Below are 24947 nucleotides of genomic sequence, written 5' to 3' on the forward strand. Positions count from 1 at the left end.
CCGTACGTCCACCGCTGTATTCCTGGTCGGGCATGGGCCTGTCCCGGGGCGGAGTAACGTGCGGCGGATGAACATCCCAGCACTCCGCGGCAGCCGGATCCTCGGGTTCGGACACCACCAGCCGTCCCGCGTCCTCACCAACGACGAGCTCTCCACGATGGTCGACACCAACGACGAGTGGATCGTGTCCCGGACGGGCATCTCCACTCGCCACATCGCCGGCCCCGACGACACCGTGACCTCGATGGCGACGGCAGCGGGCGCCGCTGCCCTGGCCGACGCCGGGGTGCTGCCCGGGGACGTCGACCTGGTGATCGTCGCGTCCACGACGCACCGCGATCGTGCGCCGTACACCGCCGGACGGGTCGCTGCGGCGCTCGGGATGGCGAACGGACCGGCCCCGATCGACATCAACACCGCGTGCAGCGGGTTCGAGTACGCGATGGCGCTCGCCGACCAGGCGATCCGGACCGGGTCCGCCGACACCGCGCTCGTGATCGGGTCGGAGTTGCTGTCGGGCATCGTCGACTGGACCGACCGCACCACGTGCGTGCTGGTGGGTGACGGCGCCGGCGCAGCGGTGCTCGGGGTGTCCTCGACGCCCGAGATCGGCCCGGTCTCGTGGGGCAGCGTGCCGCACCTGGAGCGCGCGGTCGTGGTCGACGGAGACCCGGAGCGGTTCTCCCAGGAGGGTCGGTCGATCTACCGCTGGGCGATCACCGAGGCCGAGGGGCACGCCCGTCGCGTCGTGGAGCAGGCGGGCCTGACGATGGACGACATCCAGGTGTTCGCGTTCCACCAGGCGAACCTGCGGATCATCGAGCCGCTCGTCACCGCGCTCGGCGGAGAGTCGAAGTTCGTGATCCGCGACGTCGTGGAGTCCGGGAACACCTCGGCCGCCAGCGTGCCGTTGGGCCTGTCGAAGGCCTGGGCACGCGGGGACCTGCCCGAGGGTGTGCCCGCGCTGCTGTTCGGGTTCGGCGGCGGGTTCGCCCACGCCGGGCAGGTCGTGACGACGCCGGTCAGGGCGTTCTAGAGCGCGGTGTCGGAGCGCTTCCCGCTCGTGTCGTCCGTGCCGGTCGCGTCGGGTTCGTCCTTGCGACGGCGCCACGGCAGCTGACGCTGCTTCGGGGCCTTCGACTCCAGGACGATCGGGAAGTGCGCCGGCGGCAGACCGAAGCCGGTGCGTGAGGCCTGGATCACCTTGCGCCCCAGCGCGTGGTTGCCGAGCCCACCGACCGCGGCACCGATCCCGAAGGGCAGCGCGCGACCGAGCATCGACGTGCCCTGCCTGGCGGCGAACCGCTTCACGAAGGAGTCGCGGACCTGCTTGCCGATGCCGCTGACCGCCTGCTGGGGGAGCGAGGACGCGACCATCTCGCCCCAGAACGCCGTGCGGACCTGACCGCCGGCAGCCTGACCCGCGAGCTGCTTGATGAGCTGGGTGCCCGGCGTGCCGAGGATCATCGCCATCACCAGCGTGCGGGAACGCTCCGGGTCGTCCAGGGCGATGCCGTGCACCTCGGTCACCGACTGGGCGAAGAGCGCGGTCGTCTCGAGGAAGCCGACGGTCTCCGCGCCGCTCAGGCCGAAGCTCGCCGCGATGCCGATCCCGGGTACCACAGCGCTCGCACCCACCGCGGCGCCACCGGTCGTCACCGCCGTCAGGTAGTGCCGCTCGAGGATCTGGATCACCTCGGCCGGGGATGCATTGGGGTTCCGGCGCCGGATGCCGTTGACGTGTGCGACCACGACCGGACGCTGTACGTCCAGCACACGGTCGAGCCACTTGGCCCAGCCCTTCGCGGTCGTCGGGAGTCGGGTCTGCGGATCCGTCTGGTCGACGGGGGCGAGCGGCAGCGGCACGATCGCGTGGTCCCGCTGGTCCGACCGGTTGTTCTGCTTCGGGGCCATGCCGCCACGCTACGCCGGGCATGTGGGAGGCTCGCTGGATGGCTCCAGAACACGCATCCGATGCCGTCCGTCGGGCGGCGGGGTTCCTGACGGTCGCGGCGTTCGTCGTCGAGCGGCAACGGGCGCACCACCCCGGAGCGCCGTCGCGGCCCTGACCCCCGGCCACCACCGGCGTGCTCCGGTGTCTGTCGTCAGCGGCACGGGATGCCGGCGCGGGTGAGCTTGGCACGGATCACCTCCGGGTCCATCAGGTCGGCCCAGGTCAGCCGGACGAACCCACGGACCTCGGCGAAGGACCGAACGAAGTCCTCGCGCTGCTTCTCCTGCCAATACGCGTCCGCCGAGGAGGCTCCCGCGAGCATCGCGGGGTCCTCGTACTTGGCGCGGCCGTCCACCTCGACGACGACGCCCTGGTCGGGGAACCAGAAGTCGACGACCGCGCGCCGTTCGCCGGCCCGGACGAACTCCTGTTGCTGCACCGGGTCGGGCGCCCGGAGCTGACGGAACCGCACCCGGCACACCGATTCCGCGGGGGAACCCGACAGCACCGACCCCATCTCGACGGCCGCCCGCGCCCGAGCACGTGCCTTCGGCCCCACCGTCTCGATCGCGGCAGCGAGGTCCGCCCGGTCGACGTCGCGATGTCGGAGGACGTGATCGACGGCCGGCAGCGACTTCAGTGCCGGTTGGGTGGCTGCGACGTCGACGACCGTCCTGATGAGGTCACTGACGGGGGTCCCGTGCACGTCGGCGGGGGTCGAGAACGGGTGCCGCGCCGCGCCGTGCCGGACGAACCACGCGGTCACCGTGGTGTTCGCCGTCGTCGGGTCGAGGAGGTGCACCTTCGACGGCCACGCCCCCACGTGCGGGAGCCCGTGCAGGCTGCTCGCGGACAACCAGCCGACGACGGAACCCGGCGTCACCCGGGGCAGCGACGCCCGGACGAGGAGCACGTGCTGGTCCGCTGCACTGAGCCCCGTGACCGCGTCCGGCCGGACGAGCACCCCCGACCTGATGCGGAGGAGCCGCCCCCGGTGGACGTCGCGCTCCGCCGCGCGGCGTTCGGCACCGAAGAGGGTGCTCGTCCGGAGGAGGGGGACGTCGAAGGCTGGCGATCGCATGCCCCGAGCCTCCGGGAGCCCGCTGTTCGGCACGGCCCGCCGACGACATCTGTGGACGGATCACTCGGAAGCGCTGCCTGTGGAGGGCTGATGCGCGTGCAAGTTCCGACACCGCAGAAGTCGATCGACCGGTGCCGTGTCGGACCATGCACGTGCAACGGATGCGTCCGCAAACTTCGACACCGCAGAACACGATCGACTCGAGCGGTGTCGAAACAGTGGCGCGAACCGGGACCCCAGCGGGGGACGCAAGCGCGGCAAGCGCGCAGCGCGCGCCGCAAGCGCGCCGCCCGCGCTACCGCCGCGCGAGCTCCGCGCGCAGCGGGAGGTCCTGGTCCTCCAGGATGAACTGCGCGCCGACGCCCGTGCGGGCGTTCACCACGACGGGGGCGAGCAGGTTCACGGTGGTGCCGGCGGCGCCGGGGTTCGCCACGACCAGGAGCATCGCGTCCGACGCGGCAGCGAGCCCGATCGAGGCCGCCTGCGCGTCGGAGAGCGACGGCGCGTACGAGGGCAGGTGCGACGCCGCGTCGAGCAGGAACAGCCGCGGGTCGCTGACGCCGGACGCCGTGACGCCGAACCCGACCAGCGTGAACAGCCCGTCAGCGCCGGCGACCGGGACGAGCGTGAACGACACCAGGGGCTCGAGACCGAACGGCGCGACGGCGAACGTGAGGGGGATGTTGCTCATGAGAGGTAGTCCATCAGGGTCGGCTGCAGGACCTTCGCGGTGACGGCGAGGGCTGCCTGGTAGTTGGTCTGCTGCACCTGCAGGTCGAGGACGGCCTTCGCGAGGTCCTTGTCCTCGATCGAGGACCGGCGGGACTCCAGCGAGACCGCTCCGGAGGCCAGCGACGACTGCGCCGCCAGTGCCGCGGCGTGCCGCACACCGACGTCGGCCTGCACACCGCGCACGGTGGCGATGTGCGCGTCGACGTCGTTCAGCCGGGGATTCACGTTCACGCCGTTCTGCAGGTCGGAGACGATGGAGTCGATCATCGAGAACACCGACGACGACCCGGAGCCGAACACGTCCGTCCCCGCGGTGTCCACCCGCAGCGTGGTGCCGTCGCCGATGCGCCGCTCGACGGGCGCGGTGGCGGACGCCCACCCGGTCGCGGGGTCGTACGCGGTCGCCGCCGTCGAGGACCCGGCGAACACCGAACGGGTGCCGTACGAGGCGTTCGCGCTCGACGCCAGGTCCGCGGCCAGCGCCTGGAACTGCGTCACGTAGGCGTCGCGGTCGGTGTCGCTCATGGTGCCCGTGTTCGCCGCCTGCACGGTGAGGTCCCGCACCTTCGACAGCACCGAGTAGACGTCGCCGAGCGCGCTGTCGGTGTTCGCGAGCCACCCGACGGCGTCGTTCGCGTTGCGGGTGTACTGCGCGTTCGCGGCCTGCTCCTTGCGGACCTGCATCGCGGACGCGGTGCCGACGGGGTCGTCCGACGGCTTGCCGATGTTCCGCAGCGTGGTCGCCTGGTCGGTGAGCTGTGCGAGCTTCGCCGCCCCCGCCTGCAGGCGCGTGGTCGCGGCGGCCATGGACATCTGGGTGGTGACCCGGGTGATCATCGTCATCCCCTCCCGACGAGGCCGACGCGGTTGATGAGGGTGTCGAGCATCTCGTCGACGGCCGTCAGGACGCGTGCCGCGCCCTGGTACGCGTGCTGGTAGTTCAGCAGGTTCACGTTCTCCTCGTCGAGGTCGACGCCGGCGCTCGACTGCTGCTGGGTGCGCGCGTTGGTGAGCGCTAGTCCGGTGAGCGTCGATTCGGACGTGGCCGACCGGGAGGCGGTGCCCACCCCCGCCACGAACGTCGCCCACGTGCGGTCGGGCGCGCCGAGCGCGGCGCCCAGCTGGCCGATGGCGTCGGCGACCGAGCCGTCGTGGTCGCCCGCCGCGTTCCGCGTCGCGATGCCGCTGGCATCGGTGGGGACGACGGTGAGGCCCTGCGCCGCCGGCACGCCGGCGGTCAGGGCGAAGAAGTCGACGCCGGTGGTGCCGGCGGGCGTGGTGCCGGCGTGGTGCGCGGCGTTCACCTGGGTGGCGATCGCGGTGGCGACGGCGTCGTACGCGGCGGACGCCTGCGCGAGTGCACCACCGGTGCCGTTCGCGTCCGCCGGCGCGAGCATCGAGACGTTCCCGGCGATCGACCCGCCGTCGAGCGCGACCGCGGTGCCGGAGCCGGACGCCCACGTCAGGGTCACGGCAGAACCGTCACCGAGCCGGGTGCCGCCGCCGATGGTCACCGCGCGGGCGTCGGTGCCCTGCACGAGCGGGTTGCCGCCGACGAGCACGTCGACGGTGCCGTCCGCGTTTGTCCGCGTGGTGCCGCCGGCCAGGGAGGCGATCTGCTCGGTGAGCTGGTCGCGCTGGTCGATGAGCTCGTTGGCGTTCCCGCCGCCGGCGAGGGTGGCGCGGATCGTGCCGTTGAGGTCGGCGACCTGCTTCGCCGCGTCGTTCAGCTGCGAGACCTGCCCGGCGACGGTGTTCCGGACGCTCGTCCACTGGGCGTCGACGGCCTTCGAGCCGCTCGCGAGTGCCGAGGCGACGGTGTTCGCGGCGCCGAGGAGCGCGGTCGCGGCACCCGGGTCGTCGGTGTGCGTGGCGAGGTCGCTCCAGGCCGACCAGAAGTCGTCGAGCTTCGCGGAGAGGCCGTCCGATCCGGGCTCGTGCAGCCCGGTCTCGAGCTGGTCGAGCGCGGTCGCCCTGGCCGTGGCGTACGCGGACGACCCGGCAGCCGCACGGACGCCGGCGTCGAGGGTGAGGGAGCCGAGTCGCGCGATGCCGTCGACCGACACGCCCTGGCCGGCGAGCGCCGCGGTGCCACGGACGAACCCGGTCTGGACGGTGGGGACGGAGGTCTGGGTGATGCGCTGCCGCGTGTACCCGGTGGTGCCGGCGTTGGCGATGTTCTGCCCGGTGACGTCGATGCCGGCGCGCGCTGCGGTGAGACCGGAGTACGCGGTCGCGAGGGATCCGAAGGTGCTGACCACGGCGCTACAGGTTCCCGTCGAACAGGCGCGCTTCGCCCGCCGCGCGGCCGGAGGACCCGGTGGCGTCGTACGTCGCGGTGTCGCCGACTGTGCCGGCGAGGGTCTCCTCGGTCGCCTGCGCGGCGGTGCGGAGGAATCGGTCGTTCTCGTCGCGGAGCGCGCCGATCTGGGTGGTGAGCTCGAGCATCGCCTGCAGGTGGGCGGCGAGGATCTCGCCCCACGGGCCGTTCGGCGCCGCTGCGACGACCTCGCGCAGGGGTGCCGCGGGGTCGACGCCCCACTCCTCGGCGACGGCGGCGCTCTGCGCGCTGCGCTCGAGGCCGGTCGTGCGGAGGCGTTCGAGCACCTGCTCGACCTCACGGCTGGCGTGGGACACCCAGCGGGAGCGCCCGGCGGCGAGCAGCAGCTGCTCCTCCTCGAGCTTGAACGTGAGCAGTTCGAGCAGTTCTCGTTCGCGCCAGAGCACGGCGGACAGGTCGTTCACGCTCATCATCTCCTCCCGGTGTCGGTCGTCCTGTGGACACCGAGGACTATCGGCAGCGCCACCACCGACGTAAGCGGTGCGAACGCCGGGGGAGGCGACGCTCCTCCACAACGGGGGTCAGGAACGACCGTTCTCCACCCCGTGTCCTCCCAAATGCCGACCGGGAAAACCCCCTCGTCCCCCCGCACTGGGGACGCCTGCGGGGGTGTTCAGGGGATTGCCAGCCGATACATTCGGATTCGCACCCCCGGGGGACAACCGGGGCGCGTCACAGGGGCGCAGGTGCACCGCTCGGAGGGACCCGGGCGGTTCTTCGGCGTACCACCCGGCCTCCACGCGGCCGGTGATCGCCATGCCCACCGACAGGGTCAGCCCCACGGACGGGGTCAGTCACACCGAGACGACCAGGGGAAGCGCATGGACCGCACCGAACGCAACGCGATGATCACCGAGCACCTGCCGCTCGTGGGGTACATCGTGTCCGACGTCCGTGCCCGCGCAACCCACCTCGACCGCGACGACCTCGCCGCCGTCGGCTCGCTGGCCCTGGTGACCGCGGCCGACGCGTTCGACCCCACGCTCGGCGTCCCGTTCGGCGCCTACGCCCGCACCCGGATCACCGGTGCCATCGCCGACGACATGCGTTCGGCGGACTGGGCGAGCCGCGGTACCCGGAAGCGGATCCGCGAGGCGCTCGCGACACAGGAGGCGCTGTCCTCCCGACTCGGCCGCAGCGTCTCGGTGCAGGAGATCGCGGACGCCATGGGTGTCGACCGCCAGACCGCCGCCGACGCGATGAGCGACGCGGGACGCACCGTCACGCCGATCGACGAGACCGTGCACGACACCGTCGCCGCCGAGATCCCGATGCCGGGCGACGACCTCGTCGAGGCCGAGCGCCGACGCTACCTCCGTGCCGCCGTCGAGGCGCTGCCCGAGCGGATGCGCTTCGTGGTGGAGGCCGTGTACTTCGGCGACCGCTCGGTGACCGACGTGGCCGCCGAGCTCGGCATCACGCACTCCGCCGTCTCGCAGCAGCGCTCCGAAGCGATGCGGCTGCTCCGCGACGGCCTCGCCACGCACTACGGCGACGGGGGAGCGGTCCCCGAGCCGGCCTCGCGCACGACCGCCGCGCGTCGGAGCGCGTACCTCGCCAAGGTCGCCGCGAACGCCGCCGTCGGGGTGGCCCGCGCCGTGCAGGACGCCGCGACCGGCCACCAGGTGGTCGCGAGCTGAGACGTGGGGACCGACCCGGACGGAGAAATCCGGGACGGTTCTCCTAACGCCTCCGGCCGCCCGGCCGACAGGCACCGTTGCCAGCCCACGGACGGGCCGGCGAAGACCCAGATTTCACGGAGGAAACCACCATGGGTATGTCCATCAACACCAACCTCTCGGCACTCAACACGTACCGGAACCTCAACTCGACGCAGAACGACCTGTCGAAGTCCCTCGAGAAGCTCTCGTCGGGTCTCCGCATCAACCGTGCTGCCGACGACGCGGCCGGTCTGTCGATCTCCGAGGGGCTGAAGTCCCAGGTCGGTGGCCTCACGGTCGCCGCCCGCAACGCGCAGGACGGCATCTCCGTCGTGCAGACCGCTGAAGGTGGTCTCACCGAGACCCACTCGATCCTCCAGCGCATGCGCGACCTGGCGGTGCAGGCCGGCAACGACTCGAACAACGAGGACTCGCGCACGGCGATCACCACCGAGGTCGGGGAGCTCTCCAAGGAGCTCACCCGCATCTCGCAGTCGACCAACTTCAACGGCATCAACCTGCTCGACGGCTCCGCCGGCACCGCGGGCGTCCTGAAGTTCCAGGTCGGCGCGAACGGCGACGCTGCGAGCCAGATCGACGTGGACCTCTCCAAGGCGAACGTCAGCGACGTGGCCGACGCCGTGGGTGCCCTCACCTTCGACAGCGCCGACAACGCGCAGGCCGCGATCACCGAGATCGACAAGCAGATCAAGTACGTGTCGTCGGCTCGTTCGAACATCGGTGCCATCCAGAACCGCTTCGACCACGCCATCAACGTGACGAACGTGGCCAAGGAGAACCTCACCGCTGCGTCCTCGCGCATCACCGACGTCGACATGGCGGAGGAGATGGTCAAGTACACGCGCGACAACATCCTCAGCCAGGCCGGCACGTCGATGCTCGCGCAGGCGAACCAGAGCACGCAGAACGTCCTCTCGCTGCTCCGCTAGTCGCGTGGTGCCGCTCTCCGGGACCGTTCAGGTGTCCTGGGGAGCGGCACACCGTCCCTGACCACGACCCTCCCGAGGAGCCACGATGACCACGTCGTCCGTGTCGTCGACCAGCGGCAACTTCGCCATCGACGGACTCGTCTCCGGGCTCGACACCACGAGCCTGATCAACTCGCTCATGTCGATCGAGTCGGTCCCGCAGACGCTCCTCAAGAACAAGGTCACGACGACCAACTCGTTCATCTCGTCGCTGCAGACGATCAACTCGTTGGTCCAGACCCTCGCGACGAAGGCCACGGCGGCCGCGAAGGCCTCCTCGCTCGACGTGTTCAGTGCCACGAGCTCGAACGCTGCGGTCACCGTGGCGACCGGCGCGAACGCCACCGCTGGCTCGGTCTCGTTCAGCGTCGGCACCACCGCGTCGGCGCAGATCGGCGTCACCGCGGCGATGTCGACCTGGTCCGCCGACCCCCAGCCGATCACGATCACCAGGGCCGACGGCACCACGACCACGGTCACGCCGGGGTCGGGCTCGCTCGACGACGTCGCGTCCGCGATCACGAAGTCCGGCGCCGGCGTCACCGCCACCAAGGTCGCCGCCGGGACGGACGCGAACGGCACGAAGCTCTACCGCCTGCAGCTCACCTCCACCACGACGGGCGCCGCGGGCGCGTTCACGATCTCCCGCGGGACCGCCGACGACGTCGCAGCGGGCACCGCCACGAACGTCCTCACCGAGATCGGCGCGGCCGTCGTCACGCAGGCCTCCGACGCGTCGGTCACGCTGTGGGCGGGCACCGCCGCAGCACAGACGGTGACGAGCGCGTCGAACACCTTCACCGACCTGGTCCCCGGCCTCACCGTCACGGTCACCAAGCCGACGACCGACCCGGTGACGGTGACCGTCGCACAGGACACGACCCAGGCGCAGGCCGTCGCGTCCGGCCTGGTCGACGCCTTCAACGCGATCACCTCGTACTACGGCTCGAACACCGGCCTCACGAGCACGACCAGCGCGACCACCGGCACCACGACCACCACGGCCGGCGTGCTCCTCGGCGACGCCACCACGCGCGACGCCGTGCAGCGCCTCACGAGCACCATGTCCGCCCCGGTGAACGGCAAGTCCCCGTCGTCGATCGGCATCTCGATCACCAAGGACGGCGACTTCACGTTCGACGCCGACGTCTTCCAGAAGGCCCTCACCACCGACCCGCAGGGCACCCAGGCGATCATCTCCGGACTCGCGACCTCGGTCGGGTCCGCCGCGACGGCCATCTCGGACAAGTACACGGGCTCCATCACCACCGCGATCACCGGCCAGCAGTCGGTGGTCAAGGACCTCAACGACCAGATCGACCGCTGGACGGACCGCCTCGCATCGCGCAAGTCCGCGCTGCAGACGCAGTACGCCGCGCTCGAGACCAGCCTCAGCAAGCTCCAGTCGCAGTCGAGCTGGCTCACCAGCCAGCTCTCGAGCACCTCGAGCTGATCGGGAACCCCATGACCTACGACAACCTGGCCCAACGCCGCCGCGCCCAGTACACGAACGAGGCCGTCCTCTCCGCGACGCCCGCCCAGCTCGTGACGCTGCTGTACGACCGGCTCCTCCTCGACCTGCACCGTGCCGAGGCCGCACAGGTCCGGAGCGACTGGGACGGTGCCCGCGAGCAGCTCCTGCATGCCCAGGCCATCGTCGGCGAACTCTCCGCGACGCTGCGCATCGACGCGTGGGACGGCGGCGAGGGCCTCCTGGCGATCTACAACTACGCCTCGACCTCGCTGATCACCGCGAACGTACACCGCGACGTGCAGGCCACCCGCGACTGCATCCGCATCCTCGACCCGCTGCGCCAGGCATGGCACGACGCGGCCGCCGCGATGCCGGCGACGCCGGCACCGGCGCAGCACACGACGGGCGGGGCCCTCGGTGTCGCCTGAGCAGGACCGGACCGCCGCTTGGGAGGCCGTGCTCACCTCCCTCGAGCAGGCGGCCGTCGTCGACGACCCGGCCCCGTGGCGCGAGCCGACCGGGCTGGGTCGGATCCCGCGGGTCCTGGTGGGTCGGGCCTCCCGGCTGCTCGCCGCGCAGCGGGACCGCATCGCGGTCCTGGAACAGGAGCGGCGCGCGACGCTCGACCACCTCGGTGCGCTGCGCCAGGTCGACGCGACCCGCGAGCCGCAGCGCTCGGTCTACCTCGACGCCTCCGCGTAGCGCGGTCGAACCGCGCGGAGGAAGTCGAAACGAGCGTCGGTGGTCCGAAGTTCTCACCTCCTACGCGCGAAACGACCGCCCACGCGCGGGGCGGGAAGTCGGAACGTGCGCGGTACCCCCGTTCGGGGCAAGCACTAACGGCACTGGAGCAGGGCTCCGATAGCCACACCCGAGCACGGATCGCTCGACCACCCGGCCACGGATCGGCCACCACCGCACGGTGACATCGCACAGGGACGATGCCGCCATGACGAGGGGACCCTCCGTGTTCGATTCCGTGACGTCGGCGGCGCTGCAGAGCGCGCTCGACGGACTCTCGATGCGCCAGCGGGTGATCGCGAACAACGTCGCGAACGTCAACACGCCGAACTACCACGCCGAGAAGGTGCAGTTCGAGGACGCGCTCGCCCAGTCGATCGTCGACGGGAACGGCAGCACCACGCCGACCGTCGCGCGCAGCCTCGAGCCGACGAACACGAACGGCAACAACGTCAACCTCGACGAGGAGACGCTCTCCAACGTCGACACCGTGCTCCGCTACCAGTTCGCCACCCAGGCGATGAACTCCGAGCTCACCAGCGTCCGTGCGGCGATGCGGACCACCTCGTGACCACGTTCGACGCGATCGGGATCGCGAGCACCGGCCTCACCGTGCACCGGAAGTGGCTCGACGCCATCTCCGACAACATCGCCAACGTCAACACGGCCACCTCGATGGACGACAGCGCCTTCCAGGCCCGCTACGTCGAGGTGCAGGAGGGCAACGGCGTCTCCGGCGCCTACGTCAAGGGCGCTGCGTTCGGCAGCGCCGCCGGTCGTGTGACGTACGACCCGGACAACCCGCTCGCGAACGAGGAGGGGTACGTCCGCCTGCCGGACATCGACCTCGGCACGCAGATGGCGGACCTCATCATGGCCCAGCGCGGCTACCAGGCGAACGCCGCCGTGGTCGACCGTGCCAAGACCGCCTACGAGGCGGCACTGCAGATCGGGAAGAACTGATGCCCATCGACGGCGTGAACGGTGTGACCACCAACGCGATGACGTCCGCGATGACGTCCGTCACGGGGACGAGCAGCGACAGCGCGACGACCGGGACCACCGGCACCGACGGCAGCGGGTTCGCCGCGTCCCTCGGCAACGCGGTCGACGGCCTGCAGCAGCTGCAGAGCGACTCGAAGACCCTCGCGCTCAAGGCGGTCACGGGCAACCTCGACGACATCCACGACGCCACCATCGCGTCCACCCGCGCGCAGGTCACCCTCGAACTCGTCGCCGCCGTCCGCAACAAGGGCGTCGACGCGTTCAACGAGATCATGAGGATGCAGGCCTGATGCCCGCCGCACTGCAGAACGTCTTCGGCCGCCTCGGCGCCTACGTCAAGGGCTTCTCCGCCGCCCAGCGCACGATCGCGATCCTGGTCGTCGCCGCGCTCGTCCTCGGCGGCTTCGCGCTCGTCTCCTGGCTCGGGAAGCCGTCGTACGCGCCGCTGTTCACCGGCCTCGCCGCTGCGGACGCCAGCTCGGTCACCGACCAGCTCACCACCGACGGGGTCCCGTTCCAGCTCACCGACGGCGGCGCGACGATCCTCGTGCCGCAGTCGGACGTGTACACGGAGCGCCTCAAGGCCGCGTCGAACGGGCTGCCCTCCTCGAACGAGGGCGGGTACTCGCTGCTCGACAAGATGGGCGTGACGAGCTCCGAGTTCCAGCAGGACGTCACCTACAAGCGGGCGATCGAGGGCGAGCTCGCGAAGACGATCTCCGCCATGGACGGCGTGCAGACCGCGACCGTGCAGCTCGCGATCCCGGAGAAGTCCGTGTTCGTCTCCGAGGAGAAGGACCCGACGGCGTCGGTGTTCATCGCCACGAAGAACGGCACGCAGCTCACCACCGACCAGGTGCAGTCGATCGTGCACCTGACCAGCGCCGCGGTCGAGGGCATGCAGACCACCGACGTGTCCGTCGTCGACTCGAAGGGCCAGACGCTCTCCGCCGTCGGGACCGGCGCGACCGGGACCGGCGCCGACCAGGCCGCCGACTACGACGCGTCCACGTCGAAGAAGATCCAGGACCTGCTCGACACCACGCTCGGGGCGGGCAACGCCAGCGTCGTGGTGTCCGCGACGATGAACCAGAACACCGCGACCCGCACGGCGGAGTCCTACGCCACGCCGACGTCCGGGCCGGTGGCGCTGAACGAGTCCTCGACGACCGAGCAGTACGGCTCGGGTGCTGCGGGCGGCGCCGGTGCGACCGGGGTCCTCGGGCCGGACAACATCGCCGTCCCGAACGGCACCGCGTCGAGCGGCACGGGCACGGGTACGGGTACGGGCGACGACGGGTACACGAACGATTCCGCGACGAAGAACAACGCCGTCGACCACACCACCGAGACCACCCAGATCCCGGCCGGCTCCCTCGACCGCCAGACGATCTCGGTCGCGCTGAACTCCAAGGCCGACTCGGTCGCCAACGCGAACCTGCAGAGCATCAACGACCTCGTGGCGGCGGCCGCCGGCGTGGACACCGCGCGCGGTGACCAGGTCAAGGTCGCGATGATGGACTTCGACTCCAGCGCCGCCGACGCCGCCGCGAAGGCCCTCAAGGCGCAGCAGGCCGCCGACCAGCAGGAGGCGCTCTGGTCCTCGATCCGGACCGCCGGGATCGTCGTCGGGATCGCGTTGGCCCTGATCGCCCTCATCGTCTTCCTGGTCCGCCGCGGCCGACGGCAGGAGCGCGAGAGCGTCGACGTCGGCGAGCTCGACGCCTTCGGCAGCGCGTTCGAGCTGCCGCTCGCAGTCGATGCCGCGGAGGCCCGCGCGGGGATGCTCGCCGGCGCCGCCGGGGACGCCCCGACCGTCGCCCTGCCGACCCTGCCCCACGACGACGCCCCGACCGAGGTGCTCACGACCGACGAGATCACCGCCGAGCGCCGTCGTCAGGACATCTCGAACCTGGCCGAGCGCGACCCGAAGCGCACGGCCGAGCTCCTCCGCGGGCTCCTCGACGACCGGACGTCGGTGTGAGCGCCCCCGCCGCCGGCGCCGCGGACCGCGCCCTGACCGGCGCCCAGAAGGTCGCGCTCATCCTCATGCAGATGGAGACCGACCGCGCTGCCGAGGTGATGAAGCAGTTCTCCGAGCTCGAGGCCGAGGAGATCTCCGCCGAGATCGTCCGGATGCGCCGGGTGGAGGACGCCGTCGTCGACAAGACCCTCACCGAGTTCCACCGGATGACGCTCACCGGGCGGACCCAGCGCCGCGGCGGCAAGGAGACCGCCCTCGGGCTGCTCGAGGCGTCCTTCGGCGCAGAGCGTGCCGCGGGGGTGATGGACCGGCTCGCGTCGAACCTCGCCGGCCAGTCGTTCGACTTCCTCGACGACGCCGAGCCCGGTCAGGTGATCACCCTCCTGGAGGGCGAGCTGCCGCAGACCATTGCCCTCGTCCTCGCGCACCTCAAGCCGGCCCAGGCCAGCGCGGTGCTCGCCGGGGTCGACGAGCGCGCCCGCACCGACGTCGCGCAGGCCTTCGCCACGATGGGCACGGCCACCCCCGAGTCCGTCGGGATCGTCGCCGGCGTGCTCCGGCAGCGCGCCGGCGCCGTGGTGTCCCCGCGCGAGAGCGTCGAGGTCGTCGGCGGCATCGCGCCCCTCGTCGACATCATCAACCGCTCCGACGTCGCCACCGAGAAGGCCGTGCTCGACGGCCTCGAGGCACGCGACCCGGAACTCGCCGAGGACATCCGCTCCCGGATGCTGACGTTCGAGGACATCGTCAAGCTCGAGTCGCGCGACATCCAGCAGGTGCTCCGCGGCATCGACTCGAAGATCCTCGCGACGGCGATGAAGGGCGCGGCCGGCCCGGTCGTCGAGACCATCCGCGCGAACGTCTCCGAGCGCAACCGGGAGCTCCTCGACGACGAGCTGCAGGCGATGGGCCCGGTCAGGGTCTCGCAGGTCGAGGAGGCGCGCGCCGAGGTCGTCCGCTCCGTCCGCGAGCTCGAGGCGCAGGGCGTCATCACCGTCCACCGCGCCGAGGAGGACGAGCTCGTTGAGTGACACCACGTTCGAGCGCCTGGCGTTCCCCGTCGTCGCCGACGCCGGCCTGCAGGCCCGTGTCGCGAGTGCCGAGGTGCGCGGACACGCGGCCGGGTACGCTGCGGGACTCCGCGCCGCGCAGGCCGAGACGGACGCGCTCCGCGCGGAGCTGGACGCGGTCCACGCCCACCGCACGGCGCAGCTCGAGGCCGAGTCGGCACGTCGCCTCGCCGTGCTCGGCGCGATGACCGACGCGCTCGTCGCACGCACCGTGCCGGTGCTGGAGTCGGCCGAGCAGTCGGTGGTGGACGCCGCCATGGAACTGGCCGAGGCCGCCGTCGGGTACGCGATCCGAGCCTCCCGTCCCGCAGACGGGGACGACACCGGACTGGGCCCCCTCGCGCCGGTTCCGGACCGCTGCGGAGCTTGCGGAGCGGCGGGCCGGCCGAGCGCGCGGGGAGAGGCCGCGGTCGCCCCCGGTGCGGAGGCCACCGTCCGGCGGGCGCTCGCGTCCGTCGACCACACCCTCGTCATCGCGGTCCGGCTCAGCCCGGCGGACGCCGCCGCCGTCACCGCGCTGGACCTGCCCGTCGCGGTGCGTGCCGACGCGACCCTGCGAGACGGCGACGCCGTCGTCGACCTGCCGGACGGCGTCCTGGACGCCCGCATCGGCGCGGCGCTCGCGCGCGCACGCACCGCACTCGGGGTGACCGCATGACCGCCACGCTGCTCCGTCCGCGCGCGCTCGACGCGGCCGTCGCCCTCGCCGCGCCCCAGCGCGTCGGTGTCGTGACGAGCGCCGTCGGGCTCGGGCTGACGATCGCCGGGCTCGACGCCCGGATCGGCGAGGTCGTGGTCGTCGGGCACGAGGACGGCCCGCAGACCACCGTCGAGGTCGTCGCGACCGACGCCTCCGGGGTGCGCTGCATGCCGCTCGGCCGCCTGACCGGGATCACCGCAGGCACACCCGCACGACTCACCGGCCGACCGGTGCTCGTGCCGACCGGACGCGGGCTCTTCGGGCGGGTGCTCGATGGGCTCGGCCGCCCGATCGACGACCGCGGACCGCTCGACGCCGACGCGTGGGTCGACCTCGACCACGCCACGCCGAACGCGATGGCCCGCACCCGGATCGACACACCGATGCAGCTCGGCGTCCGGGTGCTCGACACCCTGACCACCGTCGGCCGCGGGCAGCGCATGGGCCTGTTCGCCGGGTCCGGCGTCGGCAAGTCCTCGCTGCTGTCGATGATCGCCAGGGGGAGCGACGCCGCGGTCAACGTGATCGCACTCGTCGGGGAGCGCGGCCGCGAGGTGCGTGAGTTCCTCGAGGACGACCTCGGACCCGAGGGCCTCGCCCGCTCGATCGTCGTCGTGTCCACCTCGGACGAGCCCGCGCTGATGCGGCTGCGCGCGGCGTTCGTCGCCACCCGCATCGCGGAGTCGTTCCGCGACGCCGGCCAGGACGTCGTGCTCATGATGGACTCGCTCACCCGCGTCGCGATGGCGCAGCGGGAGATCGGCCTGTCCGTGGGGGAGCCGCCGGCGACCAGGGGCTACCCGCCGTCGACGTTCTCGGTGCTCGCCGGGCTGCTCGAGCGCGCCGGGACGGACCGCGTCGGCAGCATCACCGGCCTGTACACGGTGCTCGTGGACGGGGACGACCACAACGAACCGATCGCCGACGCCGCGCGCAGCATCCTCGACGGGCACGTGGTGCTCGACCGGAAGCTCGCCGTCACCGGGCACTTCCCGTCGGTGGACGCGCTCGGGTCGATCTCCCGCGTGGCGTCGAAGGTGACCTCGTCCGCCGAGCGCGACGCCGCGACCGGGCTCCGGAAGGTGATGGCCGCCAGGAAGGCCGCGCAGGACCTCCTCGACGTGGGCGCCTACCAGCGCGGGACGAACCCGCTCGTCGACGCGGCCGTCGACCACCAGGACGCGATCGACGCGTTCCTGCGCCAGGGCATGGACGAGCGGGCGACCGCCGTCGACTCCTGGCAGCGTCTCGGTGCGCTCGTCGCCCGGCTCGGAGGCGTCTGATGGCACGTCGCTTCCCCCTGGCCGGGCTGCTCCGGCTCCGGCACGCCGAGCAGGACCGCGCCGCCGCCGCCCTGGCCGCGGCGAACGAACGGATGCGCGACGCCGCCGATGCCCGGACCGCCGCCCGGCGCACCCTCGACGACACCGCGTCGACGATGCCCGTCGAGGACGCCGCGACCCTCAGCGCCGTCGCCGCCGCACGGGCCGCGACCCGCGGGATGCTCGAGGAGCTCGACGCCGTCGTGCAGAACCGCCGCGCCGACACCGACCGCGCCCAGGCCGACTACAACGCCGCACGCCGGTCCGCCCTCGGACTCGAGAAGCTCGAGGAGCAGCACACCGTGCAGACCACCGCGGAGGAACTCCGCGCCGAGCAGAACGCCCTCGACGAGATCGCGGCAAGCAGCCGTGGGGAAGGCGGAGCCCGATGAGCCTCGACACCGTGCTGAGCCGGATCTCGGAGATCCGCTCCCAGATCGACACGCTGCAGAGCGGGACCGGCAGCGCCGCCACCGCGACCTCCGCGTCCTCCGCCGACTCGGCGTCCGCGTTCGCCACGGCGCTGGCGGCGACCGGCACCGGGACCACCACCGCCGCGACGACCGCCGCCGCGCCGGCCACGTCGGTCGACGCCGGGCAGGGCACCGTCGCGACCGGCAGCGGCGCCACCGGCGACGACGTGGTCGCGGACGCGGAGAAGTACCTCGGCGTGCCGTACGTGTTCGGCGGCACCACGACCTCGGGCATGGACTGCTCGGGCCTGGTGCAGACCGTCTTCAAGGACCTCGGGGTCACCATGCCCCGGGTCGTGCCGGACCAAGCGAAGATGGGCACCGAGGTGGCCTCCCTCGCCGATGCGCAGCCCGGCGACCTGATCATCCCGAAGGGCGAGGGGCACGTCGTCATCTACGTCGGCGACGGGAAGGTGCTGCACGCGCCCCGTCCCGGCAAGGACGTCCGGATCGTCGACAACTGGTACAAGGACTCGGACATCGCGACCATCCGTCGCATCGTCCCGTCGGCCCAGGACGCCGCGGCGTCGAAGGCGTCCGCCGCATCCGCCGCCGGGTCGGGCACCGACCTGCAGACCGCCGCCCTGATGTCCCTGCTGCAGTCCGGGAGTGCCGCATGAGCATGACGATCGCCCCCAGCACGCCTGCGGCACCGAGCCGTGGCGGGTCGAGCACGTCCGACGCCGCCGCGACCGGAGCCGGGTTCGACGCCGCGATGTCCGCGGTCACCGGTGCACACCCCGACCGTGGCCGCCCCGACGGCCGGCACGCTGCCGCTGCCGGCACGACCGCCGCTCCGGCGTCGGACGAGGACCGTCCCGCAGCCGACGCGACGACCGCGACCGCGACCCAGGCGCCGACCGCCGATGCCGACGCGTCCGCCACCACCTCCGGGCTGGTCGCCCTGCTCGGACTCGCGCCCGCTCCGACCACTCCGGCCGCCCCGACCGGCCCGACCGGCACGGCCGGCACAGCCACCATGCGGCCGGAGTCCGCCCAGTCGGCACCGACGGCCCCGACGACCCCGACGGTCCCGACCGGCACGGACACCGCGACCACGGCGACGGTCGGCGGGGTCGCCGCGGCTCCGGCAGCGACGACCGTGGCGGCCGGTGGTGCTCCGGTGCCCGTCGCCCCGGCTCCGTCCGCGCGGACCGACACCGTTCGCGGACGGGCCACCGGGTCCAGCGCCCCGGCAGCGTCGTCCACGGCACGGACGTCCGCCGCGACGGCCACGACCACGCCCACGTCCTCGACGAACGACGCCCCGGTGGACGGCGCCCCGCGGTCGACGACCACCGCCACGCCCGCGCCCGGTCCGGGTGACGGCGCGGCGGCGGCCGCACCGACTGCCACCGCACCGACCTCGACGTCACCGACCACCGCGGCACCGACCTCCACGGCATCGACTTCCGCGGCGCCGGCCGCGGCCACGGCACCGATCGCCGCACCCGTCTCGCGTCCGGCCACCGCGCCTGACGTGACGCCCGTGGCGGGCGCGCCGAGCGCGACCGGCGCGACCGGTCCTCGCACGACCGGCCACGCTGCGGTGCCGAGCGCGCCCACCCAGGGCGACCCGAGCCTCCAGACCGGCGCGACCGACCACGCGCCGGAGGTGCCGTTCACGCTCCCGACCACGTCGACGACGGCCGCCCCGACGACCACCCCGACCAGCGCGCCGTCCCAGCCGGCCGCGCCGGCACCGCTCGCGCAGCAGCTCGCGCGCCCGGTGTTCACGCTCGCGCAGGCCGGCCCGGGGGAGCACGTCGTCACCGTCCAGGTGGTGCCGGACACCCTCGGCCCGGTCACGGTCCGCGCGCACGTCACCGCGCACGGGATGCACGTCGAGCTGTTCGCGGCCTCGGACGCGGGGCGGGACGCCGTGCGCCAGGTGCTGCCGGACCTCCGCCGCGAGGGCAGCGCCGTCTCCACCACCCTCGACCTCTCCTCCCAGAACCACCCCGGCCAGCCGGGGCAGACGGCCGGGCAGTCCGCTGCTTGGGACGGGCGCCCGACCGGCGACCGCCCCGTGGCCGACGACGGCCGGGAGGCTCGACCCACCTCCGCGCACCCCGCGCGGCCCGCCACCACCACCGTCCGCACCGCGGGACTCGACGTCCTCGCCTGACCGGCTCACGACAAGGAACGCACATGCCCATCGACGGGATCACCGGCACCGTGGACCAGGCCACGCAGGCCGCCGCACTCGCCGCGAACAGCACCTCGCAGAAGTCGCAGACCATGGACTCCGAGGTGTTCATGAAGCTGCTCGTCACGCAGCTGCAGAACCAGGATCCGTCCTCACCGATGGACACGAACCAGATGATCAGCCAGCAGACGCAGCTCGCGATGATGGAGCAGATCACCAACCAGACCACGACGGGGAACGAGAACTTCTCGTTGCAGATGCGCATCGCCGCGGCGAACCTCGTCGGCCAGCAGGTCAGCTACACGGACGCGACCACCGGGGCCTCGGTCACCGGGACCGCCACGGCCGTGTCCTACGCGCAGAGCGTGCCGACCGTGACCGTGAACGGGAAGGAGGTCGATCTCGACGTGATCTCCGGTATCAAGACCGCCTGACCGCTCCTTCCCCCGCTCCCTCATTCCTCGTTCTGAAAGGAACACCCCATGCTCCGCTCGCTCTACTCCGGGATCTCCGGCCTCCGCTCCCACCAGGAGATGCTCGACGTCACCGGCAACAACATCGCCAACGTCAACACCGTCGGCTTCAAGGCGTCCTCGACCGTCTTCCAGGACACCCTGTCGCAGATGACGCAGGGCGCCGGCGGCCCGCAGTCCGGCGGCGGTGGCACCAACCCGGCGCAGATCGGCCTCGGCGTCCAGGTCGCCGGCGTCTCCACGAACTTCGCCCAGGGATCGGCCCAGGCAACCGGCAAGGCGACCGACCTGATGATCTCCGGCGACGGGTTCTTCGTCACCCGCCTCGGCAACGACACCGTGTACACGCGTGCGGGTGCGTTCGACTTCGACGCGAACGGCCGTCTGGTCAGCGCGGACGGCAAGATCGTGCAGGGTTACTCCGCCACGAACGGCGTGGTCAACGACGGCGGCCAGCTCACCGACATCGTCCTGCCGCTCGATGCCGCGGCACCGGCGACCGCGACGTCTTCGGCCACCGTCACGGGCAACCTGCCGTCCGACACCGCCGTCGGCGAGACGCTCAACCGCGACGCCACCGTGTTCGACCAGAACGGCAGCAAGCACACGCTCTCCCTGGCGTACACGCGGACCACGACCGGGTGGAGCGTCACGGCGTCGAACGGGCAGGGCACCTCGGCCACCGGGGCGATCACCTTCGCCACGGACGGCTCCGTCGCGTCCGGCGGCACCCTCGCGGTCGGCGGCATCACCGTCGACATGACCCAGCTCTCCGGGTTCGCGGCGCTCAACACCGCGTCGATCTCTTCGCAGAACGGGCACGAGGCCGGATCGCTGCAGGGCTACTCGATCTCGAAGGACGGCACCGTCGTCGGCACGTTCTCGAACGGGTCGTCGCTCGCCATCGGGCGCATCGCGCTCGCGACGTTCGCGAACCCTGCCGGCCTCGAGAAGACCGGTGCGTCCGGCTACCGCGCCACCGCGAACTCCGGCCAGGCCACGGTCGGTGCACCGGGCTCCGCTGGTGTGGGGTCGCTGGCGTCCGGCACGCTCGAGATGTCGAACGTCGACCTGTCGCAGGAGTTCACGAACCTGATCGTGGCGCAGCGCGGGTTCCAGGCGAACGCTCGCATCATCACCACGTCCGACGAGGTGCTGCAGGAGCTGACGAACCTGAAGCGGTGAAAAAGCGGGAAACTTATCTGTCTCCTCAACGGGGCCGTCTCCGGGAAAGCGCGGGGCGGCCCCGTCTCCGGTGTCTCGTACGGGTGCGTATTCTGTCCGTCGGAGGCGAGCGATGACGCGAGTCGGGCTGCACCCCGGAGGCGCCTGGGACGATCGGACGGTGCGTCGCGTTTCGGGGGCCGATCAGCAGATCCGCGACTCCCTGCTGAGGGACTTCTGCAGCTTTCGTTGACTCGTTGACTCGTTGACTCGTTGGTTCAGGTCGCGAGTGCGGCCGTTGAGTTGGTGATTGCTTCGTACTCGATGAGCGTCGACTTCCCGAGCCCGCGCTGTCGACGCCGGCCCAGCCCATCGACCCCTGGAGCCCGGCGTCGGAAAACGCTCGGACGAACGTCCCGGAACGGGACTGGCTGCCTTGGTCCGAGTGGACCACCGCTCCCGAGGGGTCTCCCCTGGAGATCTCCATCAGCGGTGCCGCGACAGCGAACCAGAGCCGCTGCTGCGAGCACAGCCGCCGGACCCGCCGGGCCGACACCAGGTGGCCGGCTGCGGCGAGGTCGTCCGCGACGAACCGGTCCCCGAACGTCGGCTCGTCGCGGTGCGCATCGACGGCGGCGTTGGTCAGACCCGCGTTCTCCCGATCGCGCCAGCTCCCCGGGTCCTTGCACCAGGCATGGAACGCCTGCTTCGCGAAGCCCAGCACCCGGTGGTCTTCCTCAGTCGACGCTGGCTTCGCGGAAAGCGTGCGACACGCGTTCGGTGAAGTGGATGAACACATCCGTGCTCTCCGGCGGCAAGGACTGCCGGAGGGCACGGCGATAGGCGGCCCGGAGCATCCCGACCACCGCGAATCCGTCGGCGCTCAGCTCGATCCGTACGCTCCGGCGGTCGTCCGGGTTGCGGACCCGATCGAGCAGGCCTCGCTTGGTCAGTCGGTCGAGCAAGGCGGTGACGGCTCCCGTCCCCATCTCCAGGTACCCGCCGAGTTCCTTCGGTGTGCGGTCGTCGTCGACTGCGCCGAGGAACTTCAGGGCGCGGAGGTCGACCGGGTTCAGGTCGTGCGTGACGGCGAGGTGCTGCATCAGGTGCGCGTGCTCGACCTGAGCGCTGTAGAACGCAGCGACCGCATCGTCCAGCAGACGATCCTGGTCGGCGTCACTCATCGGAGGAGGGCTCGCGCTCATGGCTCCATCTTAGACGAGATCCGTTTGAGCCAAAAATTGACTTGAACGTATTTATAGGCGTATGGTGCATCTAGCTCGAAATTCGAGTGAACTTGCAACCCGAACGGATCTCTTCTCATGCGTCGCCCGAACCGCACCCTCGCCCGTGTCGCCACCTTCTCCGTCATCCCGGCCGCCCTGCTCGCCGCCGGTGTCGCGGTGTCCACCGCGTCGTACTCGGCGTTCTCGGCCACCTCGTCGGACGATGCCAACAACTGGTCGATGGGATCGGTGGCGCTGAGCAACGACGCATCGAACGGTGCGCTCTTCGCCGCGTCGAACCTCAAGCCCGGTTCCACCGGGACGAACTGCATCGCCGTCACCTCGACCGGATCGCTCCCCAGTGCAGTGAAGCTCTACGCCACGAACGTGCAGCAGACCAAGGCGCTGGCCTCGTACGTGACCCTGCAGGTCAAGCAGGGCAGCGGCGGAGGCTACGGCACGTGCAACGGCTTCACCGCGGCGGCCGGGTCCGACGGTCTCCTCTACAACGACTCCCTCGCGTCGTTCGCGTCCACGCGAACGAGCTACGCCACCGGCGTCGGGACGTGGAAGCCCACCGGTGACAAGTCGGAGACCAAGACCTACCAGATCACCTACACCGTCTCGTCGGATGCGCCGGCGTCCCTGATGGGTGCCACCGCGAGCCTCGGGTTCACCTGGGAAGCACAGAACTCCTGAGTGGCCGGGAGGAAACGAGAGGGGGTCGGTGATGCGTCCGTCCGTGTGGGGTCGGTTCGCCGTGGTGCTCGGCGCCCGGGGGATCCTGGCTGCCGTCCTCGGTCTCGTGTTCTGGGCTGTCGCTCCGATGGTCCTCGGCTGGCACACCACCACGGTGATGACCGGCTCCATGGAGCCGTCCCTGCACCCGGGTGACGTCGTGGTGAGCAAGACGGTCACCGCGGGAGAACTCCGGAAGGGGCAGGTCTTGCTCTTCGCCGACCCCGACCACGTCGGCACTCTCCGGCTGCACCGGTTCGACTCCCTCAACAGCGACGGAACCCTCACCACGAAGGGCGACGCGAACCCCTCCGCCGATTCCACGCACATCTCCCGGTCCGCGGTCACGGGAGTCGGGTACCTCCGTGTCCCGCTCATCGGCACACCCGTCCTCTGGGCTGCGGACCATCGAACGGGCCCGCTCGTGGCCCTCGGTTCAGCCCTCGTTCTCGTGGCTGGACTCGCCGTCCTGCCCGCCGTCGCAGGTCCGAGCGGGACGACGGGGGCATCCGGGCGTGGGCCCCGGCATCGTCAGCAGGACCACCGGCCGTGGGTGGCGGGAGCACTCCTCGTCGCTTCTGTCTGCACCGTCGCGGCGCTGGCGGTATCCGCTCCGGCGGCCGCCGCGGCCTTCGCTGCCATCGCCACCGCACCCAGCACGATGGCGACCGTGGCCGCGACCCCGGCCACTGCGCTGACGTGCACGTCGAACACGGACGGGTCGGTCACCATCGGGTGGAGCTACGACGGGGCGACACCGGAGCGGTTCACCACGGTGATCGACGGCGTCGCGAGCAGCGACACCAGCGCCGGCACCGCCCGATCCACCACGATCAGCTCCTGGGACCTATTCTCGTTCCGCACCTCCAGCGTCACCGTCCGGGCCGACGTCACGTCGACGTGGACGACGACCTCCGCCAGCAGCGTCCGCATCAGCACCGTTCGCTTCCTCGGACTCGGCCGCACCAGTTGCGCCTGACCCGATCCCGCCCTCGTGGGCCGGGAGGTCACGACGTCCTCGAAGGCGCCGCGCGGAGCCCGGTAGAGCGCCGCTCGAGATCGGCCAGCGCACGGATGACCTCCGGATCCCGGTGCCGCCACCGGTCGACGACGTCGATGCCGAGCCGGCCGGCGGCGTTCCGGGTCGTCAATGCGCGGACAGCGAGCAACTCGGCTCCGTCCGGCTGCTGACCGAGGCGCTGTGTGAGCGTGGCGAGCCGGATGAAGCCGCCGCGGTACCCGATCCAGACCACCGCCAGGACGATGATCAGCACCGCGGTCAACGTGGTACCCAGGAGGTGCGCTACGTGCAGCGTCTCCTGCTGTTGTTCTGCCCCGGCAGCCGCTATCCGCTTCGCGCTCTGGCTCGCGCCCTGCAGCGGTGTGCTGACCGACTTGCCCATGAACGGCACCCTCTCGAGTGCCGCTGCGGTGCTGCTCAACTGCTCCTGGAACGCGGTGCCCTGGTCGTGCACACGAGTTCCGATTTCGGCGAGGGCGCTGATCGATGCGGAGACCGCTCGCCCGAGCAGGACTGCGGCGACCATCCCCGCCACCACGACGACATCGAGCAGCACCTGGCCTGCCGTGCGGATCGGACGTGCGTCGTAGAACACCATGGACAGGTCCTACCACTCGCGCGATGCTGTACCTCTCGGTCATCGGCACAG

28 protein-coding genes are annotated in these 24947 nt (G+C 71.6%); 20 read left to right on the forward strand and 8 right to left on the reverse strand.

Translation table 11 applies throughout. The features are described 5' to 3' along the window. Positions 1 to 67 precede the first annotated feature (67 nt). Positions 68 to 1036, forward strand: a complete 969-nt coding sequence (locus ACIPJY_RS01820; RefSeq protein WP_400460212.1) for a beta-ketoacyl-ACP synthase 3 — start codon at positions 68 to 70, stop codon at positions 1034 to 1036. Here the strand turns inward: ACIPJY_RS01820 and ACIPJY_RS01825 are convergent. The 6 genes from ACIPJY_RS01825 to ACIPJY_RS01850 form a co-directional block, all read right to left on the reverse strand. Next, on the reverse strand, positions 1033 to 1914 hold the full coding sequence (locus ACIPJY_RS01825; protein ID WP_400460210.1) for a hypothetical protein: 882 nt from the start codon (positions 1912 to 1914) through the stop codon (positions 1033 to 1035). The genes ACIPJY_RS01820 and ACIPJY_RS01825 overlap by 4 nt on opposite strands. Positions 1915 to 2105: 191 nt before the next feature. Further along, positions 2106 to 3035 carry a hypothetical protein gene (locus tag ACIPJY_RS01830; RefSeq protein ID WP_400460208.1) on the reverse strand — a complete coding sequence of 310 codons (930 nt, stop codon included), beginning with the start codon at positions 3033 to 3035 and terminating at the stop codon, positions 2106 to 2108. A 295-nt stretch (positions 3036 to 3330) separates the two neighbouring features. Beyond that, the gene (fliW, locus tag ACIPJY_RS01835) at positions 3331 to 3726 is read right to left on the reverse strand and encodes a flagellar assembly protein FliW (protein WP_400460206.1); all 396 of its coding nucleotides are present in this window, start codon (positions 3724 to 3726) and stop codon (positions 3331 to 3333) included. Then, positions 3723 to 4604, reverse strand: a complete 882-nt coding sequence (flgL, locus tag ACIPJY_RS01840; RefSeq protein WP_400460204.1) for a flagellar hook-associated protein FlgL — start codon at positions 4602 to 4604, stop codon at positions 3723 to 3725. Before flgL ends, fliW begins: the two co-directional genes overlap by 4 nt. Before the next feature lie 2 nt (positions 4605 to 4606). Continuing rightward, positions 4607 to 6028 carry a flagellar hook-associated protein FlgK gene (gene flgK / locus ACIPJY_RS01845; RefSeq protein WP_400460202.1) on the reverse strand — a complete coding sequence of 474 codons (1422 nt, stop codon included), beginning with the start codon at positions 6026 to 6028 and terminating at the stop codon, positions 4607 to 4609. A gap of 4 nt (positions 6029 to 6032) precedes the next feature. Continuing rightward, complete coding sequence (locus ACIPJY_RS01850) at positions 6033 to 6518, reverse strand: flagellar protein FlgN (RefSeq protein ID WP_400460200.1); 486 nt, start codon at positions 6516 to 6518, stop codon at positions 6033 to 6035. Positions 6519 to 6929: 411 nt separating this feature from the next. Between ACIPJY_RS01850 and ACIPJY_RS01855 the strand changes: the two genes are divergently transcribed. The 17 genes from ACIPJY_RS01855 to ACIPJY_RS01935 all read left to right on the forward strand — a co-directional run bounded on the left by ACIPJY_RS01855 (position 6930) and on the right by ACIPJY_RS01935 (position 21334). Beyond that, complete coding sequence (locus ACIPJY_RS01855; protein WP_400460198.1) at positions 6930 to 7748, forward strand: sigma-70 family RNA polymerase sigma factor; 819 nt, start codon at positions 6930 to 6932, stop codon at positions 7746 to 7748. A gap of 131 nt (positions 7749 to 7879) precedes the next feature. After that, on the forward strand, positions 7880 to 8719 hold the full coding sequence (locus tag ACIPJY_RS01860; RefSeq protein ID WP_400460196.1) for a flagellin: 840 nt from the start codon (positions 7880 to 7882) through the stop codon (positions 8717 to 8719). A gap of 85 nt (positions 8720 to 8804) precedes the next feature. Continuing rightward, a complete protein-coding gene (gene fliD, locus ACIPJY_RS01865) occupies positions 8805 to 10211 on the forward strand; it encodes a flagellar filament capping protein FliD (RefSeq protein ID WP_400460194.1) in 1407 nt (468 codons plus the stop codon). Between the two features lie 11 nt (positions 10212 to 10222). Further along, the gene (gene fliS, locus ACIPJY_RS01870) at positions 10223 to 10660 is read left to right on the forward strand and encodes a flagellar export chaperone FliS (RefSeq protein WP_400460192.1); all 438 of its coding nucleotides are present in this window, start codon (positions 10223 to 10225) and stop codon (positions 10658 to 10660) included. After that, on the forward strand, positions 10650 to 10934 hold the full coding sequence (locus ACIPJY_RS01875; protein ID WP_400468126.1) for a hypothetical protein: 285 nt from the start codon (positions 10650 to 10652) through the stop codon (positions 10932 to 10934). The genes fliS and ACIPJY_RS01875 overlap by 11 nt, the downstream gene beginning before the upstream one ends. 265 nt (positions 10935 to 11199) lie before the next feature. Further along, entirely contained in the window at positions 11200 to 11544 is a 345-nt protein-coding gene (locus tag ACIPJY_RS01880; protein WP_400460891.1) for a flagellar basal body rod protein FlgB, read from the forward strand. Next, positions 11541 to 11936, forward strand: a complete 396-nt coding sequence (locus ACIPJY_RS01885) for a flagellar basal body rod protein FlgC (RefSeq protein ID WP_400460188.1) — start codon at positions 11541 to 11543, stop codon at positions 11934 to 11936. The genes ACIPJY_RS01880 and ACIPJY_RS01885 overlap by 4 nt, the downstream gene beginning before the upstream one ends. Beyond that, the gene (gene fliE, locus ACIPJY_RS01890; protein WP_400460186.1) at positions 11936 to 12268 is read left to right on the forward strand and encodes a flagellar hook-basal body complex protein FliE; all 333 of its coding nucleotides are present in this window, start codon (positions 11936 to 11938) and stop codon (positions 12266 to 12268) included. Before ACIPJY_RS01885 ends, fliE begins: the two co-directional genes overlap by 1 nt. Next, entirely contained in the window at positions 12268 to 13962 is a 1695-nt protein-coding gene (fliF, locus tag ACIPJY_RS01895) for a flagellar basal-body MS-ring/collar protein FliF (RefSeq protein WP_400460184.1), read from the forward strand. Before fliE ends, fliF begins: the two co-directional genes overlap by 1 nt. Then, the gene (gene fliG, locus ACIPJY_RS01900) at positions 13959 to 14993 is read left to right on the forward strand and encodes a flagellar motor switch protein FliG (protein ID WP_400460182.1); all 1035 of its coding nucleotides are present in this window, start codon (positions 13959 to 13961) and stop codon (positions 14991 to 14993) included. The genes fliF and fliG overlap by 4 nt, the downstream gene beginning before the upstream one ends. Continuing rightward, complete coding sequence (locus ACIPJY_RS01905; RefSeq protein ID WP_400460180.1) at positions 14986 to 15690, forward strand: hypothetical protein; 705 nt, start codon at positions 14986 to 14988, stop codon at positions 15688 to 15690. Before fliG ends, ACIPJY_RS01905 begins: the two co-directional genes overlap by 8 nt. Beyond that, a complete protein-coding gene (locus tag ACIPJY_RS01910; RefSeq protein WP_400460178.1) occupies positions 15687 to 17015 on the forward strand; it encodes a FliI/YscN family ATPase in 1329 nt (442 codons plus the stop codon). Before ACIPJY_RS01905 ends, ACIPJY_RS01910 begins: the two co-directional genes overlap by 4 nt. Further along, positions 17015 to 17446 (forward strand): flagellar FliJ family protein, encoded by a 432-nt coding sequence (locus tag ACIPJY_RS01915; RefSeq protein ID WP_400460176.1) that lies wholly within the window; start codon positions 17015 to 17017, stop codon positions 17444 to 17446. The genes ACIPJY_RS01910 and ACIPJY_RS01915 overlap by 1 nt, the downstream gene beginning before the upstream one ends. Continuing rightward, positions 17443 to 18147 (forward strand): C40 family peptidase, encoded by a 705-nt coding sequence (locus ACIPJY_RS01920; RefSeq protein ID WP_400460174.1) that lies wholly within the window; start codon positions 17443 to 17445, stop codon positions 18145 to 18147. The genes ACIPJY_RS01915 and ACIPJY_RS01920 overlap by 4 nt, the downstream gene beginning before the upstream one ends. After that, positions 18144 to 19655 carry a flagellar hook-length control protein FliK gene (locus tag ACIPJY_RS01925; protein ID WP_400460172.1) on the forward strand — a complete coding sequence of 504 codons (1512 nt, stop codon included), beginning with the start codon at positions 18144 to 18146 and terminating at the stop codon, positions 19653 to 19655. The genes ACIPJY_RS01920 and ACIPJY_RS01925 overlap by 4 nt, the downstream gene beginning before the upstream one ends. A gap of 23 nt (positions 19656 to 19678) precedes the next feature. After that, on the forward strand, positions 19679 to 20110 hold the full coding sequence (locus ACIPJY_RS01930; protein ID WP_400460170.1) for a flagellar hook assembly protein FlgD: 432 nt from the start codon (positions 19679 to 19681) through the stop codon (positions 20108 to 20110). Positions 20111 to 20158: 48 nt separating this feature from the next. Further along, positions 20159 to 21334, forward strand: a complete 1176-nt coding sequence (locus ACIPJY_RS01935; protein ID WP_400460168.1) for a flagellar hook protein FlgE — start codon at positions 20159 to 20161, stop codon at positions 21332 to 21334. A gap of 716 nt (positions 21335 to 22050) precedes the next feature. Here the strand turns inward: ACIPJY_RS01935 and ACIPJY_RS01940 are convergent. Then, a complete protein-coding gene (locus ACIPJY_RS01940) occupies positions 22051 to 22518 on the reverse strand; it encodes a MarR family winged helix-turn-helix transcriptional regulator (RefSeq protein ID WP_400468128.1) in 468 nt (155 codons plus the stop codon). A 117-nt stretch (positions 22519 to 22635) separates the two neighbouring features. On the opposite strand from ACIPJY_RS01940, the gene ACIPJY_RS01945 reads away from it, so the two are divergent. Beyond that, positions 22636 to 23238: a hypothetical protein gene (locus tag ACIPJY_RS01945; protein WP_400460165.1), complete on the forward strand. Its 603-nt coding sequence runs from the start codon at positions 22636 to 22638 to the stop codon at positions 23236 to 23238. Between the two features lie 31 nt (positions 23239 to 23269). Continuing rightward, positions 23270 to 24256 carry a signal peptidase I gene (locus ACIPJY_RS01950; protein WP_400460163.1) on the forward strand — a complete coding sequence of 329 codons (987 nt, stop codon included), beginning with the start codon at positions 23270 to 23272 and terminating at the stop codon, positions 24254 to 24256. Positions 24257 to 24284: 28 nt separating this feature from the next. Here the strand turns inward: ACIPJY_RS01950 and ACIPJY_RS01955 are convergent, their stop codons facing one another. After that, positions 24285 to 24896, reverse strand: coding sequence for a hypothetical protein (locus tag ACIPJY_RS01955; protein WP_400460161.1), 612 nt, complete (start codon positions 24894 to 24896; stop codon positions 24285 to 24287). Positions 24897 to 24947 lie beyond the last annotated feature (51 nt).

This window comes from Curtobacterium sp. NPDC090223 (genome assembly GCF_044746585.1).
Lineage (GTDB): Bacteria > Actinomycetota > Actinomycetes > Actinomycetales > Microbacteriaceae > Curtobacterium.